Origin of the sequence: Allobosea sp. BE125 (assembly GCF_031456075.1) — a bacterium.
Taxonomy (GTDB): Bacteria; Pseudomonadota; Alphaproteobacteria; order Rhizobiales; family Beijerinckiaceae; genus Allobosea.
On the sequence record NZ_JAVDTY010000005.1, the window covers coordinates 179,751 to 196,019 of the forward strand.

The following is a 16,269-nucleotide window of genomic DNA, read 5'->3' on the forward strand; positions in this document are numbered from 1 at the left end:
GCATGACGCGAGCTCTCGACATCAAGCTAGGATCGCCACAGGGCCTTGAACACAACCAATTCGCTCTGAGGCCATAAGCCGGGGCGATGACGGCCCAGAGCAGGAGCTATTTCGCCGCGTCTGTCTTTGCCGCCGAGAGCCGCCCCGACAACACCGCCTGCGTCGCGATCTCGAAGAGGATGCCGCGGATCGCGACGGCAGCCTCGGAGAGCGGGATCAGATCGGACACGCATAGCGAGACGGTGTCCTCGATCTTCGGCGAGGCGATCTGGCGGATCACTGAGCGTCCCGGCACGACCACCTGGTTCGCAACCGACCAGGGCAGGATCGTGGCTCCGGCGCCTTCGCCGACCGCATCGCGAAGCGTGCCGAGCGACTCGATCTCCGCGACGAGGCGCGGATCGTGACGAATGCCGGCAAAAGCCGCGTCGACGGCCTTGCGGACGAAATTCACCCGGCTGGGGAGCATCAGCGGCATCTCGGCGAGTTCGCTCAGGGAAATCGGCTCGTCCGGGTTTGCCGGCAGGGTCGCCGTCAGCGGCGCCACCAGAACAAACTCCTCGACCAGCAGCGGCTGGAAACTGAGGCCGCGCATCGGCCCGGCGCCGTGCATGACCGCCATATCCAGCCGCCCGGTCATGATCAATTCGCTGAAAGGACCGCCGAACCCCTCATTGATGTGCAGCAGGATTTCGGGATGCTTTTCGCGCGCCGCCGTCAGCAAGCTCAGGGACAAGGTCGAACCGGCGCTATAGGGCGCAAGCCCGACCGAGACCGCGCCGCTCAGCGTCGTTGCCGCGCGCTTGACGTCGTTCTCGGCATGCTCGAGCTGCTTCAGGATCGTGCGCGCATGCCGATAGAGCACGAGCCCCGCCTCCGTCGGCGTGACGCCCTGCTGGCTGCGGATCAGGAGCTTCTGCTTGAAGTGGTTCTCCAGGCTGACCAGTTGCTGGCTCAACGCCGGCTGGGCGATGTTGAGCGCGGCTGCCGCCCGGGTGAGGCTGCCGGTGTCGACGATCTTCAGGAACGATTTCAGGCGTCGCGTATCCACTGAACCTCACCCCGCCGGAGCGCCGTCAAATCTGCCTTGCCGGGAGCATCTAGGGGGAAGGGCGCGGAGGCCGCAAGCGACCCGCCCTCGCCGGCTCCGCCATAGGCGGCGCTTATGGAGCCAGACGCAGATCATCTTAGCCGCCCTCGCCCGGCCGGGCCTAGACTTCGGCCGGATGCGCGCACATTCGACGCTGCGCCCGAAACCGGGAGGAAACGAGCCATGCTGGAACCTGCAGGGCGTGTGGTCATGGTATCGGGAGCCTCGCGCGGCATCGGGCGCGCCGTCACTGAGCGACTGCTGAGCCGCGGCTTCAGGGTCTCGGCCGGCATGCGCCGCCCCGACCCTGCGCGCGCGAGCGAGAACGAACTGGTTCACCGCTACGACGCCGAGGAAGCCGGCTCGGCGGAAGCCTGGGTCGCGGCCACGCTGGAGCGCTTCGGGCAGATCGACGCCCTGGTGAACGCCGCCGGCATCAACCCGAAGGTCAAGGTCTCCGACGAAGGCGAAGATCTTCTCGACGAGATGTGGCGGATCAATGTGAAGGGCCCGCTGCGCGTCATCCGCGCAGCACTGCCTCATCTGGCCGTGTGCGGTCATGGCCGTGTCGTCAATCTCGGCTCGCTCTCCAGTAAACGCGTCGCCTCGAATGTCGGCTATGCCATGACCAAATTCGCGGTCGCGGCGCTGACGCATGGTGTCCGACGCGAGGGGCGCGATGCCGGCATCCGCGCCACCGTGATCTGCCCCGGCTATGTCGCGACCGACATGACGCTCAAGGACGACGAGATCCCGCGGCATGAGATGACCCAGCCGGGCGATCTTGCCGAACTGGTCGAGACCCTGCTCCGCCTGCCCAACAATGCCGCGGTTTCGGAATTGCTCGTGCATTGCCAGTACGAGCCGATGCTGTGAGGCAAGGCTCGCGGTGATAGCAACTGCGGCGATCGCAACCTGCCTGTCGCGTTTCCCTCCCGCTTGTCGCATCGTCGGGGATACGTTGCGGGGGTGAAGCGCGCTTGGACACGAAACGTCTCGAAGCTTTCCTGAAGGTCGTCGATCTCGGCAGCGTCACGCGCGCGGCCAATGTGCTCAATGTCGCGCAGCCGGCCCTGAGCCAGCAGATCGCCAGCCTCGAGGTGGAGTTCAAGAAGCAACTCCTGATCCGCAGCACGCGCGGGGTGACGCCCACCGAAGCCGGCCAGATCCTCTACCGCTATGCGCAGATGGTCCAACGGCAGATCGAGGAGGCTCGCCGCAGCATCCTCGATTCCGGCGCCGCGGTCTCCGGCAACGTCACGGTCGGCCTTGCGCCGCTGAGCACTGCAAGCCTGATCGCGCCGGCGCTCCTGCGCGAGGTGCGCAGCCGCTTTCCCGGCATCGTCTTGAACATCTTCGACAGCTTCGGCGTGACCCTGAGCGAAATGACGTTGAAGGGTCGCATGGACATGGCCGTGCTCTATGGCGACACGCCCGTGCGCGGGCTCAGTTATACGCGGCTGTTCGACGAGCCGTTCTATCTCGTGGCGGCGCCGGCCTTCGACATCGGCGGCGGCAGCGAAACCGCGATCTCCGTGTCCGAGCTCGCAAAGATCGAGCTGGTGCTGCCGGCACGCGAATCCTATCTGCGGCAGGCCATCGAGCGGGCCTGCAGCGAGGCTGGCGTGCGGGCGCGCGTCGTCGCCGAGATCCACGCGCTGCCGACGCTGGCGACCGCCGTCCTCGAAGGCATGGCGGCGACGGTCCTGCCATGGCCGATCGCGAGTACGCTGCTGGTCGGCATGAAGCCGGTCATCCGCCGCATCGCATCGGCAAGCGCCTCGCTGCCGATGTCTCTCGGCATCCCCGACAATGTCGCGCTGTCGGATGCCGCCTTCGCGGTTTACGGGGTCCTCAACGAACAGATCCAGGCGTTGAAGGCGCGCTGGCCCGCAGACCATCGCGAATCCCTATGAGGGTCACGCAATAATCTATTGGCGCGGCTCCCGGCGCCTTCCTAAGACCGAAGGGTCAGCGCCTGGCGCGAGACCGGCAGGCGGCAGAACCTGTCGGATTGGGAAGACGGAGTGCCCCATGGTTCATGTGATCAGATCGTTCGATCGGCCGGACGCCGACGCTTTGGCGGCCATCTCGAAATTCCCTCCGGCGACATTGCACGAGGCGCAGGGCCGCAGCGGCGCCCTCACCTCGCGGATCAAGCCAATCTATCCCGGCATGCGGGCCAGCGGCCCGGCCCTGACCGCGCGATGCTTCCCCGGCGACAACCTGATGCTGATCACCGCGATCAGCATGGCCCAGCCGGGTGACGTGCTGGTGGTGAGCGCCGGCGACCATCCCGAGCAGGGCGGGTTCGGCGAAGTGCTCGCCACGGCCTGCAAGGCGAAGGGCATCGTCGGGCTGGTGACGGATGCCGGCGTGCGCGACGGCCCGGCCATCCACGGCCTCGGCTTAAACGTGTTCTGCTACGGCCTGTGCATGAAGGGCACCGTCAAGGAGACGCTGGGGACGATCAACCAGCCCATCGTGATCGGCGGCGTGGTGGTCAATCCCGGCGATTACATCAGCGCCGATGATGACGGCGTCGTGGTCGTTCCCAAGGCCACGCTCCTCGATGTCGCGAAGAATTCCGCCGCGCGCGAGGACAAGGAGGCGGAGGTCATGGCCGCGCTCAGGAACGGTGGCAGCATCCTCGAGCTTTCCGGCATGGACAAGGTCCTGGCCGCGAAGAACTGCACATATGGCTGAAGCGGCAGTGCCTCCCTGCGTGGATCGGTCTCCGGTCGTGCACAGGCCCTAGTTCAGCAACTCCATGGCGGTGCGCGACAAGGCGAGCACGCCATGCGCGATGCAGCTCTCGTCCGGCTGGTAGTTCGAGTTATGGACACGGTCCCGCCGGCCGGGCTGCGAGGAGCCGATCCGAAGATGCGACGATGGCACGCGCTCGGAGAAGAAGGCAAAATCCTCGGCGCCGAAGCCGCCATCGATCTCGTGAATAGCCCCGCCCTGCAGGCGAACCGCCGCGATCGTGCGATCCAGCAAGCCGTCATCGTTCATGACCGGAGGCAGGTTGCGGCTATAGGCTAGCCTGCATGTCACGCGGTGCATGATCTCCGTGCCGGCACAGATCCGGCGAACGGCTGCTTCCATGGCGTCGCGCGTCTCGGGCGCGCGTGTGCGGATCGTGCCCGCCATCACGCAGCTGTCGGGGATGATGTTGTAGGCGTCGCCCCCCTCGATCCGACCCACGGTAAGGACCGCGCTGCGGATCGGGTTGATCTCGCGCGAGACGATGGTCTGCAGCTGCGTCAGGAGGTAGCCGGCAACCATGATCGGGTCGACAGCCTCATGTGGCTGCGCCGCATGGCCGGAGCGGCCCTCGATCGTGATCTGGAAGCTGTCGGCCGAGGCGAAGCTTGCGCCGCGGATATAGCCGCTCGTTCCCGCCGGCACGCCGGGTTCGTTGTGGAAGCCCAGCGCCATGTTGACGCCATCGAGCACACCGTCGGCGATCATCGCGGCGGCGCCGCTGTCGATCGTCTCTTCAGCGGGCTGGAAGACCAGTCTCACCGTGCCGCGCAGCTTGCCCGAGAGCTGGTTGAGGACGGCGCCCACGCCGAGCAGCGTTGCGGTGTGGAGGTCGTGTCCGCAGGCATGCATGCGGCCGGGGATGGTGCTGGCATAGGCAAGCCCCGTCATCTCCTGGATCGGCAGGGCGTCCATGTCGGCCCGGATGACCAGGCAGGGTCCGGGCGCCCGGCCGACGATGTCCGCCACGACACCCGTACGCCCCACGCCGGTGCGGCAGGCGATGCCGAGCCGCGCGAGCTCGGCGGCAACGACGCCGGCGGTGCGCTGCACCTCGAAGCCGATCTCGGGATGGGCGTGCAGATCGCGCCTGATGCCGATCAGCCTGGGCGCGATGTCCTGCGCGATGGTATCGATCGCCGTGCCGACGTCGTTCATCTCACGAGCGTTGTCCACGAAGTCCCTCATTTCTTGCCGTGAAGCCGGTCTGTCTGATTAAGAAAGTTCCGTAGAGCATTGTTTTTAAACGCTTTACTTCGCAAGCCGATGGCCGCTTCGCTCGAAACGCTCTAGCGGGCCGCTGTCGCTTCGGCGACCCAACCATCGAACAGCGTCTGGTTCTCCTGGATCCAGCTGTCGCCGGCGGCTCGGATGGCGCGCGGCGAGCTGTCCGCCGCGATGACGCCTTCCCATTTCGCCCAGGTGTCGCGGGGATAGCGCGCGAGCTCGAGGAAGCGCCGGATGGCGGGGTTCTTCGCCAGGAAGTCGCGGTTGGCGACAGGCATGTAGTTCCACTGGCCGAGCGCCATGCGGCACGGATCCTGCCCACCGGCACAGCCTTTGACGCCGGAAACCAGCGCGCTGGTCGAGACCTTGAGGTTGGGCGGAACCGCATTGAACGGCGTCGGCAGCCAGACCACGTCCTTGCCTGGAACGAGCTTGTCCATCACCCAGGACGGACTCCAGGCATAATAGAGCGTCGGCTCGCCGCGTAGCGCGCGGCCGATCGCTTCGGCCATCAGCGCCTCGTATTTGCCGCGCACGGATTTGATCGTGCTCTTCAGGCCGAACTTGTCGAGCTGATACTCGACGACGTCTCCGCAGGACCAGCCCGGGTCGCAATTGATCAGGTTAATCTTGCCTTCGACCGCGAGTGCCGCGGCGATCTTGGGGTCCTTCAGCTGGTCGAGCTGGGTGATATTGTTGGCGTCGGCCGTCTTCTTGTCGATGAGATAGCCGTTGATGCCGCCCTCGATGATCGTGCCCTCGCCGATCGTGGCGAGCTGCTTTTCGACCGTCTTGAACTGCGGTTCACGCTGCGGAAAATTGAGCCCGCTGAGCATGTCGAGATCGCCCAGCGCGGCGGCCTGGAAGAACAGCGTCGGGTTGATCTGCGTTTCCGCGGTCTTGTAGCCCAGTTTCTGGAATGCGGTTTGGAGGATGTGGTCATGCATCCGCGTCGCACCCAGCGTATCGCCGATGGCGATGCGGACGGTCCTGCCCTCGCCGGGTAAGGATTGGGCGCCAGCCGGGGACAGCACTAGGAGCCCTGCGCATGCCAGCGCAAACATCGAACCCGTCTTGCAATTCCAGGATGCGGCCATCGTCTTCGATCCCTGCGGTTTATGGTCCCCGTCAGGATTCGTAGCGAGCCGGCACTGAGAGAACTTCCTGTGGCAAGGCGGATGGAGTGGCGCGCTCTTCCTGCGAAATCGTGCATGCCGGCGGATATCGGGATGATCCGGCCCGAGATCAGGGCTCGATCGGCAGGGCGAAGCCCGCCTTCACGCGGTCCATCACCACCATCGTCTTGAAACCCTTGATGTCAGGGTTCTCATAGAAGAACCGGCGCGTGAAGCGCTCATAATCTTCCATATCGCTGGCCGTGACATAGAGCACGAAATCGGCGTCGCCGGTCACGTAGAGGCCGATCATCACCTCCTTCGTCGCGCGGATCGACGCCTTGAAGCGGTCGACGATGTCGGCGCGCTCGCGCTCCAGCGTCACCAGCACCAGCATGGAGACCGGGCGCCCGACGGCCTTGGGCGAGACCACCGCAATATCGGCCTCGATGACGCCTTCGTCCCGCAGCCGCTTCAATCGCCGCTGGCAGGCGGTGGCGGAGAGGCCGACCTGCTGGCCGAGTTCGGCGGTGGTCAGGCGGTTGTCCTGCTGGACGGCAGCGAGAAGGCGCCGGTCGAGGCTGTCGAGCGAGATCATGCAGAAATCCTGCGTAAAATGAGTGAACAACGCCGAAATTCGGCGCGATACCGACGATTATACAGCAAAGGGCTGCGCTGCCCGCGATAATTTCCGGCGCAGTTCAATCACTGGTTCCGGGGGATCTTGATGCAGGGCATATCCGCGAAAGCGCTGAAGGGGCTCGCGCGAGCCGACCTGCTACAGAGCCGGGCTTTTGTGAATGGCGTGTGGCGCGACGCTCCGCAGCGCCAGCCGGTCACGGATCCCGCGACGGGCGAGACCATCGCGGAGGTCGCCGCCTGCGAGGTCGGCATGGTCGATGAGGCCGTTGCCGTCGCGGTCCAGGCGCAACGCGCCTGGCGCGAACGGCCGCCTCTCGAACGCGGGCTCCTGCTGCGCGACTGGGCCTCAGCGATGCGCCGCAATGCCGGCGACCTCGCCGTCATCATGACGGCCGAACAGGGCAAGCCGCTGGCGGAGTCGCATGGTGAGATCACTTACGCGGCTGCCTTCCTCGATTGGTTCGCGGCCGAGGGCGAGCGCTGTTACGGCGAGACGATCCCCAGCCATCTGCCGGGAAGCCGGCTTTCGGTCCAGATGCAGCCGATCGGGGTTTCGGCGGCCGTCACGCCCTGGAATTTTCCAAGCGCGATGATCACGCGCAAGGCCGGCGCGGCCTTGGCCGCCGGTTGCGTCATGATCGTGAAGCCGGCGCCGGAGACGCCGTTGTCCGCGCTGGCGCTTGCCCGGCTGGCTGAGGAGGTCGGCTTGCCCGCCGGCGTTCTCCAGATCGTCACCGGCGAGGCCGCGCCGTTGTCGCATCGCCTGATGTCTCACACCGATATCCGCGCCTTCTCCTTCACGGGCTCCACCGAAGTCGGACGGCTGCTGCTTGGGCAGGCGGCGCAGACGGTGAAGCGGGCCTCGCTCGAACTCGGCGGCCACGCGCCCTTCATCGTCTTCGACGATGCCCCGCTCGATGCCACCGTTGCCGGCTGCATTGCGGCGAAATTCGCAACCTCCGGACAGGACTGCCTTGCTGCCAACCGCATCTATGTCCAGCGCAACTCCTATCAGCGCTTCGTCGCGGCCTTCTCCGAGGCGACTGCGCGCTTGCGGGTCGGTCACGGTCTGGCCGAGGGCACCGATATCGGGCCGATGACCAAGGCCTCCGTCGCCGAGAAATGCCGCCAGCAGATCGCGCAGGCGGTCGCGGCCGGCGCCCGGATCGTCACGGGCGGACAGGACAGTCCGCTCAGTGGCAATTTCGTGGAGCCGACCGTGCTCGCTGATGTCACCGACGCCATGACGATCGCGCGCGAGGAGACGTTTGGGCCCGTCGCCGCGATCCTGCCCTTCGATGACGAGGACGAGGTCGTCGCCCGGGCCAATGCCACCGAGATGGGGCTCGCGGCCTATCTCTACACCGACGATCTGCGCCGTGCGATGCGGCTCACCGGCCAGCTCGAATACGGCATGGTCGCGGTCAACACGCCAAAATTCACCGGGGCGCCGATCCCTTTTGGCGGCTGGAAGCAGTCGGGCCTCGGCCGCGAGGGCTCGCGCCACGGCATCACCGAATATCTCGAAGCGAAATATGTCTGCTTCGGGAATCTCGCAGCCTGATCAAGGAGATCACCCCATGACGATCGATGTCGCAGCCATCGGTGCGCTGGATCGCGCCAGCGTCCTGCACCCCTTCACCCAGCTCAAGGATTTTGCCAGCGGCAAGCTCGGCGAGCCGACCATCGTCGAAACCGGGAAAGGCATCCGCATTCAGGATGCAACTGGTCGCAGTTATATCGACGGCTTCGCCGGGCTCTACTGCGTCAATATCGGCTATGGCCGGACCGAGGTGGCCGAGGCGATTGCGCGGCAGGCCCACCGGCTTGCCTATTATCACAGCTACGCCGCCCACACGACCGATGAGCTCGCCATCCTCTCCGACCGCCTCGTCAGGATGGCGCCGGGACAGATGAGCAAGGTCTTCTACGGCCTATCCGGCTCGGACGCGAACGAGACCCAGGCCAAGCTGGTCTGGTATTACAACAACCTGCGTGGCCAACCGCGGAAGAAGAAGATCGTCTCGCGGCTGCGCGGCTATCACGGCTGCAGCGTCGTTTCCGGCTCGATGACCGGGATGAGCTTCTACCATGATCATATGGATCTGCCCTTCCCCGGTATCCTGCACACCGGCGCACCGCATCATTATTGGGGTGCTCAAGCCGGTGAGAGCGAAATCGAGTTCTCGAAGCGCCTTGCGGACGAACTCGAAGGCCTGATCCTGCGTGAGGGACCCGAGACTGTCGGCGCCTTCATCGGTGAGCCGGTGCTCGGCACGGGCGGCATCATCCCGCCGCCGCAGGGCTACTGGCAGGCAATCCAGCTGGTGCTGCGCAAATACGACGTGCTCTTGATCGCCGACGAGGTCATCACCGGCTTCGGCCGTGTCGGCACGCCCTTCGGTTCGCATCTCTACGGCATAGAGCCGGACCTGATCACTGTCGCGAAAGGCCTGACCTCAGGCTATTTCCCGCTCTCGGCCGTGATCGTCGGAGAGAAGGTCTACAAGGTTATGGAGGACGGCGCGGACCGTGTCGGAGCCTTCTCGCATGGCTATACCTATTCCGGCCATCCGATCGGTGCGGCAGCAGCCAACGCCGTGCTCGACATCGTCGAGCGCGAGGATCTGGCGGGCAAGGCGCGCAATGTCGGCGGCTATTTCCAGGACCGGCTGAAGGCAACCTTCGCGCAATTGCCGATCGTCGGCGAGGTGCGCGGCGTCGGCATGCTGGGCGCGCTCGAATTCGTCGCCGACCGCTCGGCCAAGACCCGCTTCGATGCAGCGCTGAAGGTCGGGGCGCGCATCTCCAAGGCGGCTCGCGACCGTGGCCTGATCGCCCGCGCGATGCCGCATGGCGATATTCTCGGGTTCGCCCCGCCACTTGTGACGACGAAGGAAGAAATCGACGAGATCGTCGGCATCGCCGAGCAGGCGGTGCGCCAGGTCATGGACGAGTTGGTCCGCGAGAAGGTCAAGGTAGCCTGAGGCGTCGCAATGCGTCAGGCGCTCAGCTCATGCAAAAGGGCCCGCCGAGATGGCGGGCCCTGTTTCGATCGGCGGATGCCGGGACGCGCCGGCGCGATACGCTCAGGCGTTTTCCAGTTCCTGCTTCATCTCGTCCATATCCTGGAAGCGATCGGCGAGGCGCGGATGGGCCCGGCTGTTGTCGCAGGCTCCGATCGCAACCAGAACTTCGTCGGCGGCCGGCGCATCAGGAATCTGGAAGTTCGCGGTCAGGAAATGCGAGCGCTTGCCGGTTTCGCTCTTGTGGATCATCGGCAGCGAGAGCAGCGCGCCCGGCGCATTGCGCGTGTTCGTAAAGCTCAGAAAAGCCGTGCCTTTGACGGCATCGCGGAACATGTTGCCGAAGCGCAGCGTGTGGATCAGCGCCGAGGCATGCTCGATCTCGCCATTGGTGCCGACCGCCGCGGCCTTGCCGTAAGCCTCGACCTGATCGGCCGGCATCAGCGCGACGAGACGCTTGGTCAGCTCGGTGCCGAGATGAGGCGCGATGCGCAGGATCTCGGGCCGCAGGTTCTCGACGAAACCCTGGCCCGCCCAGGGGTTGCGCAGCACGGCGGCGACGATGACCATGCGGACCGGCTTGTCGGCAGCCTTGCCGCCCTCGATGAAGGTTTCCTCGACGAAGGTCGAGATCTTGCGCAAGCCGAAATCCATGGGGTGTCCACCTGTTGTGATGATCCGATGCGGCCGCAGCGTAGCGGGCCGGTTGCGCGAACGTCTTCCGCCGGATCGCCGGAAGATTCTGCGGACTGCCCCTGCGATGCGGGGTAAGGTTGCGATGTTGGCGCGGGAGAACTGAATGGCGGATCAGGCATCGCAGATGCGCTCGTTGCGGGATGTCGCAAGCCGGATCAATTCCGACGGCGATCTCGAGACGATCCTGCGCGACCTCATCCATGCCGCCTGCGAGCATGGCGGCTGGACGCTGGGATCGATCATGGCGATCGACGCCGCCCATGGCGAGGCGCATGTCATGGTGCGGCATGACCCGACGCTGCTGCGCCGGCCGCTCGAGAACCGCTGGGAGCTGGCGACGAGCCCCGCCCTGATCGCGCTGCAACGCAACGAACCGGTCTATATCCGCGACGCTCGCGCCTCCGACGAGTTTCCGGGCTATCGACGCGAGGCCTTCGAGCGCGACTACCGCACGGTGCTCGTGCTGCCGATGAGCTGCGCCGATGCCGAAAACCGGCCGATGGTGCTGAACGTCGTCTCGCGCGGCATCACCGAGGTGTCGCCGGATGATCTCGCCTTCATGAGCATGATCGTCCATCTCGGTGGGATCGCGGTCGAACGCGAGCATCGGATCAGGGCCGAACGCCAGGCGGCCGAGCAGTTGCAGAAGGCGCTGCAGACGCAGACGACGCTGCTTCAGGAGGTTTTGTCCGGCGGGTCGACCTCGGCGCTGGCGGCGATGTTGGCGGATCTCCTGCCGGCCCCCGTGCTGGTGGTCGATTTCTCCGGCAATGCGCTGGTCGCCAGCCGGTCACCGGCGCCGCTTCATCTCGACGACGCGGCCTGGCAGCGGGCCATCGACACCACCCTCGGCAGCCAGATCATCACAGCGGCGCGGGACGCCGTCGCGGCACAGCGCAGCGAACCGCGGGGCTTACGACTCGATGACGGCGAGCGGCAGCTACAGCTCATGGCCAGGGTCGAGCCCCTGAATGTCGATGGGCAGGCCGTCGGCGCGCTGGTGATATTTCCGACAGCGCAGGCTGCCGGCGATCTCGAACGGCTCCTGCTCGACAGCGTGAAGTTCGCCCTCAGCGTCCAGATGATGCGCAGCGTCATCCGTTTCCGCTTCGAGACGCGGACATTGACCGAGCTGTTCTTCGAGATCATCGAGCGCCGCTGGCGCGATGCCGACGACGTGCTTCTGCGCGGGCGCCGGCTCGGCCTCGCACTCGGCGCACCGGCGCGCATGGTGGTCGTCGATTTTCCGGACATGCCGTCCCTGCCGGCCGACATCAGCGTCGATTGCCACCATGCGGTGACGCGGCTGGCACGCCAACTGAATGTTCCCGCAAGCGTCGTCGCCGTCGGCGGCGGACTGGTCTGCCTCCTGCCGCATGACGGGGACGACGACCAGGAGCGGATCGGACGGCTGGCGCGCCGCATGGTCGAGACGCTGCGGCACAGCTTCAACCGGGAGCCGATCGTGGTGCTTGGCGGCATCTGCGGCGGTCTCGACGACTACCCCAAGGAATGGGAGCGCTGCTGGCGGATGATCCGGATCGCGCGCGCCTTCGGCCGCACGGGGACCCTTTCGGCCTCGGATTTCGGCCCGATGCCGATGCTGATCGGCGCGGCGGAATCGGCCGATGTGCGCAGCTTCGTCGACGGCAGCATCGGCGCGGTCGTCGCCCATGACCGCAAGCACGACACGCCCTATCTGGAAACGCTCGCCGCCTATCTGCGCGAGGGCTGCCGCGCCCAGGCCTGCGCCGATGCGATGGGGCTGCATGTGACGACGCTGCGCTACCGGCTGTCGCGCATTCAGGACCTGTTCGGGATCGACCCGGAGACGGCGGATCGCCGCTTCGCGATCGAACTGGCGATCCGGCTGCATGGCGTAATCGAGAACGGCAGCGCCGGGAGCCGCTAAACGGCCATACCTTCCCGCTCTTCGCAGAGGAATTCTGCGGATCTATCCTTCTTTTCGTAGGAAGATGCGGCCTGCGTCGCCGCCTAGCCTTCACCGGTCCCGACTTGATCGAGGTGAAGCGCATGCTCGCTGCAGCCACTAACGCCCCCAATACGATCGATCCCGTCGCGCTGCGTCGTGCGCTGGGGACGTTTGTGACGGGCGTGACCATCATCACGACCCGCGATGCCGATGGCACGCCGCGCGGCATGACCGCGAACTCGTTCACCTCGGTCTCGCTCGATCCGCCGCTGCTGCTGGTCTGCGTCGGCAAGGGTGCGCACAGCTTCGCGGCCTTCAACAGCTCGCCCGCCTTCGCGGTCAACCTGCTGCATGAGGGGCAGATCGACGTCTCGAACCTGTTCGCCTCGAAGGCGGCCAATAAGTTCGACACCGTCAGCCATGACCGCATCCATACCGGCTCGCCGGTCCTGACGGATTGCCTGACCTGGTTCGACTGCACGGTCCACCGCCGCGTCGATGCCGGCGACCATGTCGTGCTGATCGGCGAGATTCAGGCCTTCGGCACGAGCCCGTCGGCGCCGCTCGGCTTCTGCCGGGGCCGCTACGCCAACGTCAAGGACCCGCTGCCGCCGGGCTGGCTCGCCTCGCATGGCATGATCGTCGGCTATCTGATCGAGGCCGATGGGCAATTGCTGCTGCGCGCGGATGGTCGAGGTGGCTGGGTGCTGCCGAGCGCGCAGCGCCGCATCGCCGATAACGAGCTGAAGCTCGAGGGCGGCGACGCGCTGACGCTCGTGCCGGACGACACCTTCCTCTACTCGGTGTTCGACGTCAGCGACGGCGACCCCGGATACCTGATCTACCGCGCCCGCCTCGCACAGGATTCCGCTGCGGCGGCGCTATCGGCCGGGCTCAAATTCTTCCCCCTGGACCAGCTTCCCTTTGACGCGATTCCGACGCGCGAGATCAGCGCGATGCTGCGCCGCTATGCCCGCGAAAGCGCGAGCAAGCGCTTCGGGATCTACATGGATTCCAACGATGGCGGGCGTCTCGCCATGGTCGGCGAGGCCCAGCCCTGGGCACCAACCCCGCAATCCTGAGCCGGCAGAGCAGATATGCAGACCACGGTCAAAACCCTCGAAGGCTCACGCCAGGATCTCTTCATCGACGGCCGCTTCGTTGCGCCCAAGAGCGGCGTCTACCTGCCCTCCTACGATCCGACGACCGCCGAGCCCTGGTATGCCTTCGCGCAAGGCGACGCCGCCGATGTCGATGCTGCCGTGCGCTCGGCGCGCGCCGCGCTGGTCAACCCCGCCTGGCGCCGCCTGACCCAGACCGACCGCGGCAAGCTGGTGCGCCGGCTCGCCGAGCTCGTGCTCGAGAACGCCGACGAGCTGGCGATGATCGAGTGCCGCGACAACGGCAAGCTGCTCAAGGAGATGCGCGCCCAGATGCGGGCGATTCCGGACTCCTATCTCTATTTCGCGGGGATGGCCGACAAGCTCCAGGGCGACACGATCCCGGTCAACAAGCTCGACACGCTGAACTTCAATCTACGCGAGCCGATCGGCGTGGTCGGGATGATCATCCCGTGGAACTCGCCACTGATGATGCTGACCGGCACGCTGGCGCCCTGTCTCGCCATCGGCAACACCATCGTGGTGAAGCCCTCCGAGCATGCGACCGCCTCGACGCTGGCGCTGGCCGAACTCGTGATCGAGGCCGGCATTCCGCCCGGCGTCGTCAATGTCGTCACCGGCGACGGCGCGACCACGGGCGATGCGCTGACGCGCCATCCCGGCATCGCGAAATACGTCTTCACCGGCTCGACCTTCACCGGCCGCAAGATCGCTGGCAACGCCGCCGAAAACCTGGTGCCCTGCCAGATGGAGCTGGGCGGCAAGTCGCCCCATGTCATCTTCTCCGATGTCGACATCGACAAGGCGGTGAACGGCGTCGTGTCCGGCGTCTTCGCGGCGGCCGGGCAGACCTGCGTCGCGGGCTCGCGCTGCTTCGTCGAGCAGCCGATCTATGACCGCTTCGTCGAGGCGCTGGTCGCGCGCACCCAGCGCATCAAGGTCGGCCACCCGCAGCTTGAGGACACCGATATCGGGCCGCTGGCGCTCTCAGCGCAGCTCGCCAAGGTCGAGGATTATGTCGCCTCCGGCGTGCGGGAGGGTGCGAAGATCGCGGCCGGCGGGCGCAAGCCGCAGGACGGCGAACTGGCGCGCGGCTGGTATTTCGAGCCGACGGTGATGACCGAGGCCAGCAACGCCATGCGCTTCATGCGCGAGGAGATCTTCGGGCCGGTCGTCGGCGTCGTGCCGTTCAAGAGCGAGGAGGAGATGATCGGCCTCGCCAACGACACCGAATACGGCCTGGCATCGGGCATCTGGACCCAAAACATCGACCGCGCGATGCGCTTCGCCCGCAACATCGAGGCCGGCACGGTCTGGATCAACACCTACCGCTCAGCCGCCTACATGTCCGCCAATGGCGGGATGAAGAACAGCGGTTACGGCCGCCGCGGCGGCTTCGAGGTCATGCGCGAATTCTCGCGCCTGAAGAATGTGGTGATCGACTACTCGGGCGCCATGCAGGATCCCTTCGTGATCCGCCTGCGCTGAACTCCAAAAAGCCAAGAACGCCAAGCCGGGAGGCCATCATGAAATTTGCCGTTTCGATCAGCATGGAGCGTTTCTCGCCCCGGGATTCGATGTCGGACGCGGTCGCCAACATGCGCGCACTCGCAAAGATCGCCGATGAAGGTGGCTTCGAGACGCTGTGGACCGCCGAGCACCACACCATCGAGTGCACGGTCTCGCCCAATCCGTTCCAGACGTTGACCTGGCTCGGCCAGCACACCGACCGGATCAGGCTCGGCACGGCCACGCTTGCCGCGCCCTACTGGTCACCGATCCGGCTGGCCGGCGAAGCGGCGCTCTGCGACCACCTGACCGGCGGCCGGCTCGAATTCGGCATCGCGCGCGGTGCCTACCAGTATGAGTTCGATCGCATGGCCGGCGGCATCCCCCAGCAGGAGGGCGTCGCCTACATGAAAGAGCTTGTGCCGGCGGTGCAAAAGCTCTGGGCCGGCGATTACGCCCATGACGGGCACTACTGGAAATTCCCGCTGGCGACCTCGGTGCCCAAGCCGCTGCAGCAGCCGCACCCCAGCATCTGGGTCGCGGCGCGCGACCCGGGCACCTTCGACTGGGCGGTCGGCATCGGCGCCAACATCCTCTCGACGCCGCTCTCCTCGCCTCCCGCAGAGGTCGGTGTGCTCGGCGAGAAATTCCGCAAGGCCGTGGCCGACCATCCCGAGCGGCCCCGCCCGCGCCTGATGATGCAGCGCCGGACCTGCGTCTATGACCGGCAGCAGGATTGGGAGGTCGCGGTGCGGCACTCCGTCGATTACGGGCGCTATTTCGAGAACCTGATGCAGAATATCGGGACCGTGACCAACGGCTTCCCCGAGGCGGTGCCGTTCGAGGCCGTGGCCAACCGCGCCAACTACAATCCGCAGGCCGTTCGCGACAATCTGATGTTCGGCACGCCCGACGAGGTCATCGAGAAGCTGCAGGTCTATGAGGATGCCGGCGTCGACCAGTACTGCCTCGGCCTGTCCTTCAATCTGCCCTTCGAATTGCAGGTGAAGACGCTGCGATTGTTCATCGACGAGGTGATGCCGCATTTCGCCGCCCGCGAGCAGGATCATGCGCAGGCGGCGCCGCGCCGCGCCGCTGTGGGGCACTGAGATGGGCGCCGCGACACGCGCTGCCCGCGCGCCGC

General features: G+C 66.0%; 14 protein-coding genes. 9 read left to right on the forward strand and 5 right to left on the reverse strand.

The window, feature by feature from the left end:
• Positions 1-106 precede the first annotated feature (106 nt).
• Positions 107-1,051 carry a nitrogen assimilation transcriptional regulator NAC gene (nac, locus tag J2Y55_RS13740; protein ID WP_310153837.1) on the reverse strand — a complete coding sequence of 315 codons (945 nt, stop codon included), beginning with the start codon at positions 1,049-1,051 and terminating at the stop codon, positions 107-109.
• A 222-nt stretch (positions 1,052-1,273) separates the two neighbouring features.
• On the opposite strand from nac, the gene J2Y55_RS13745 reads away from it, so the two are divergent.
• From J2Y55_RS13745 to J2Y55_RS13755, 3 genes are all read left to right on the forward strand, one after another.
• Positions 1,274-1,966 carry an SDR family NAD(P)-dependent oxidoreductase gene (locus tag J2Y55_RS13745; protein WP_310153839.1) on the forward strand — a complete coding sequence of 231 codons (693 nt, stop codon included), beginning with the start codon at positions 1,274-1,276 and terminating at the stop codon, positions 1,964-1,966.
• Between the two features lie 104 nt (positions 1,967-2,070).
• Complete coding sequence (locus J2Y55_RS13750; protein ID WP_310153843.1) at positions 2,071-3,006, forward strand: LysR substrate-binding domain-containing protein; 936 nt, start codon at positions 2,071-2,073, stop codon at positions 3,004-3,006.
• Between the two features lie 118 nt (positions 3,007-3,124).
• Positions 3,125-3,796 (forward strand): 4-carboxy-4-hydroxy-2-oxoadipate aldolase/oxaloacetate decarboxylase, encoded by a 672-nt coding sequence (locus J2Y55_RS13755; RefSeq protein WP_310153846.1) that lies wholly within the window; start codon positions 3,125-3,127, stop codon positions 3,794-3,796.
• A 48-nt stretch (positions 3,797-3,844) separates the two neighbouring features.
• Here the strand turns inward: J2Y55_RS13755 and J2Y55_RS13760 are convergent, their stop codons facing one another.
• The 3 genes from J2Y55_RS13760 to J2Y55_RS13770 all read right to left on the reverse strand — a co-directional run bounded on the left by J2Y55_RS13760 (position 3,845) and on the right by J2Y55_RS13770 (position 6,796).
• Positions 3,845-5,032 (reverse strand): M20 metallopeptidase family protein, encoded by a 1,188-nt coding sequence (locus J2Y55_RS13760; RefSeq protein ID WP_310153848.1) that lies wholly within the window; start codon positions 5,030-5,032, stop codon positions 3,845-3,847.
• A 113-nt stretch (positions 5,033-5,145) separates the two neighbouring features.
• Positions 5,146-6,147 (reverse strand): glycine betaine/L-proline ABC transporter substrate-binding protein ProX, encoded by a 1,002-nt coding sequence (gene proX, locus J2Y55_RS13765; RefSeq protein ID WP_310153851.1) that lies wholly within the window; start codon positions 6,145-6,147, stop codon positions 5,146-5,148.
• A gap of 181 nt (positions 6,148-6,328) precedes the next feature.
• Positions 6,329-6,796 carry an Lrp/AsnC family transcriptional regulator gene (locus J2Y55_RS13770; protein ID WP_310153855.1) on the reverse strand — a complete coding sequence of 156 codons (468 nt, stop codon included), beginning with the start codon at positions 6,794-6,796 and terminating at the stop codon, positions 6,329-6,331.
• A gap of 129 nt (positions 6,797-6,925) precedes the next feature.
• Here J2Y55_RS13770 and J2Y55_RS13775 point away from each other — a divergent pair, with 129 nt between their 5' ends.
• A complete protein-coding gene (locus tag J2Y55_RS13775) occupies positions 6,926-8,404 on the forward strand; it encodes an NAD-dependent succinate-semialdehyde dehydrogenase (protein ID WP_310153859.1) in 1,479 nt (492 codons plus the stop codon).
• Positions 8,405-8,420: 16 nt separating this feature from the next.
• Positions 8,421-9,827: an aspartate aminotransferase family protein gene (locus J2Y55_RS13780; protein ID WP_310153862.1), complete on the forward strand. Its 1,407-nt coding sequence runs from the start codon at positions 8,421-8,423 to the stop codon at positions 9,825-9,827.
• Between the two features lie 102 nt (positions 9,828-9,929).
• Here the strand turns inward: J2Y55_RS13780 and J2Y55_RS13785 are convergent, their stop codons facing one another.
• Complete coding sequence (locus J2Y55_RS13785) at positions 9,930-10,520, reverse strand: amino acid synthesis family protein (protein ID WP_310153864.1); 591 nt, start codon at positions 10,518-10,520, stop codon at positions 9,930-9,932.
• 145 nt (positions 10,521-10,665) lie between these two features.
• Here J2Y55_RS13785 and J2Y55_RS13790 point away from each other — a divergent pair, with 145 nt between their 5' ends.
• The 4 genes from J2Y55_RS13790 to J2Y55_RS13805 all read left to right on the forward strand — a co-directional run bounded on the left by J2Y55_RS13790 (position 10,666) and on the right by J2Y55_RS13805 (position 16,234).
• Positions 10,666-12,474, forward strand: a complete 1,809-nt coding sequence (locus J2Y55_RS13790; RefSeq protein ID WP_310153867.1) for a helix-turn-helix domain-containing protein — start codon at positions 10,666-10,668, stop codon at positions 12,472-12,474.
• A gap of 122 nt (positions 12,475-12,596) precedes the next feature.
• Positions 12,597-13,577, forward strand: coding sequence for a flavin reductase (locus J2Y55_RS13795; protein ID WP_310153870.1), 981 nt, complete (start codon positions 12,597-12,599; stop codon positions 13,575-13,577).
• A 15-nt stretch (positions 13,578-13,592) separates the two neighbouring features.
• Entirely contained in the window at positions 13,593-15,104 is a 1,512-nt protein-coding gene (locus J2Y55_RS13800; protein ID WP_310153873.1) for an aldehyde dehydrogenase, read from the forward strand.
• 38 nt (positions 15,105-15,142) lie between these two features.
• Positions 15,143-16,234 (forward strand): LLM class flavin-dependent oxidoreductase, encoded by a 1,092-nt coding sequence (locus J2Y55_RS13805; protein ID WP_310153878.1) that lies wholly within the window; start codon positions 15,143-15,145, stop codon positions 16,232-16,234.
• Positions 16,235-16,269: the final 35 nt, after the last annotated feature.

Excerpts from the sequence above, each read along its gene's own strand:
- J2Y55_RS13755 (WP_310153846.1), top strand. The coding sequence starts at position 3,125 with ATGGTTCATGTGATCAGATCGTTCGATCGGCCGGACGCCGACGCTTTG.
- J2Y55_RS13770 (WP_310153855.1), bottom strand. The coding sequence starts at position 6,796 with ATGATCTCGCTCGACAGCCTCGACCGGCGCCTTCTCGCTGCCGTCCAG.
- J2Y55_RS13785 (WP_310153864.1), bottom strand. The coding sequence starts at position 10,520 with ATGGATTTCGGCTTGCGCAAGATCTCGACCTTCGTCGAGGAAACCTTC.
- J2Y55_RS13800 (WP_310153873.1), top strand. The coding sequence starts at position 13,593 with ATGCAGACCACGGTCAAAACCCTCGAAGGCTCACGCCAGGATCTCTTC.
- J2Y55_RS13745 (WP_310153839.1), top strand. The coding sequence starts at position 1,274 with ATGCTGGAACCTGCAGGGCGTGTGGTCATGGTATCGGGAGCCTCGCGC.
- J2Y55_RS13790 (WP_310153867.1), top strand. The coding sequence starts at position 10,666 with ATGGCGGATCAGGCATCGCAGATGCGCTCGTTGCGGGATGTCGCAAGC.
- proX (WP_310153851.1), bottom strand. The coding sequence starts at position 6,147 with ATGTTTGCGCTGGCATGCGCAGGGCTCCTAGTGCTGTCCCCGGCTGGC.
- J2Y55_RS13775 (WP_310153859.1), top strand. The coding sequence starts at position 6,926 with ATGCAGGGCATATCCGCGAAAGCGCTGAAGGGGCTCGCGCGAGCCGAC.
- J2Y55_RS13805 (WP_310153878.1), top strand. The coding sequence starts at position 15,143 with ATGAAATTTGCCGTTTCGATCAGCATGGAGCGTTTCTCGCCCCGGGAT.
- J2Y55_RS13795 (WP_310153870.1), top strand. The coding sequence starts at position 12,597 with ATGCTCGCTGCAGCCACTAACGCCCCCAATACGATCGATCCCGTCGCG.
- J2Y55_RS13780 (WP_310153862.1), top strand. The coding sequence starts at position 8,421 with ATGACGATCGATGTCGCAGCCATCGGTGCGCTGGATCGCGCCAGCGTC.